Origin of the sequence: Alienimonas sp. DA493 (assembly GCF_043951915.1) — a bacterium.
Lineage (GTDB): Bacteria > Planctomycetota > Planctomycetia > Planctomycetales > Planctomycetaceae > Alienimonas.
Genome location: NZ_JBINJD010000353.1, coordinates 1 through 644 on the forward strand (window position 1 = coordinate 1; position 644 = coordinate 644).

The following is a 644-nucleotide window of genomic DNA, read 5'->3' on the forward strand; positions in this document are numbered from 1 at the left end:
AAGGGCTCGATCCCCAATGACCGCAGCACGCCGCGAGTCGCGTCGCTGTCGTACCCGGCGTCGGCGTACAGCCGGTCCGGGGCTTCCTTCGGGCGGCCGGGCTTGCCGCCGACGCGGGGGAACTCCTCCCGGACCAGCGGCAGGATCTGCGTGTGGTCGCTGGCGTTCGCGCCGGCGATCTTCACGCCCAGCGCGGCGCCGTTCCGGTCGACCATCAGGCTGTATTTGCAGCCCGGACGGCCGCGGTCGACCGGGCTGGGGCCGGTTTGCTCGCCGCCGCCGTGGGCGCGGACGAGGACCGAGTCGACAATCGCCGTGTCGTGCTCCAACTCGCCCTCTCGGCGGAGCAGCCGCAGGAAGTCCAGATGCACCCGCGCCCACACGCCGAGCTCTTACCATCCGATCAGGCGGGTGCGGGCGGTCTCGCCGGAGCAGCCCATGTCGGGGGGCACGTCCCGCCAGCGGCAGCCGGTGGTCAGCACGTACCACAAGACTTTCAGCACGACGCGATTGGGGACGCGGGGGCGTCCGCCTTCGGGGCCGGGGGGCCGGTCCGGCGGCAGGTGGTGGGCGGCGACGTCGGCGAACTGTTCGGGCAGGCGGCACTGGGCCATGGCGGGTCCTCAAAGGCTGGATTCAGCCCT

General features: G+C 72.5%; 2 protein-coding genes. Both read right to left on the minus strand.

What is annotated here, in order from left to right:
- Positions 1–383, minus strand: a 383-nt coding sequence (locus ACG2DA_RS22980; RefSeq protein ID WP_395259044.1) for a transposase, incomplete at its 3' end; no start/stop codon positions are given.
- A gap of 9 nt (positions 384–392) precedes the next feature.
- Positions 393–614 carry a transposase gene (locus tag ACG2DA_RS22985; RefSeq protein ID WP_395259046.1) on the minus strand — a complete coding sequence of 74 codons (222 nt, stop codon included), beginning with the start codon at positions 612–614 and terminating at the stop codon, positions 393–395.
- Between the last annotated feature and the right edge of the window lie 30 nt (positions 615–644).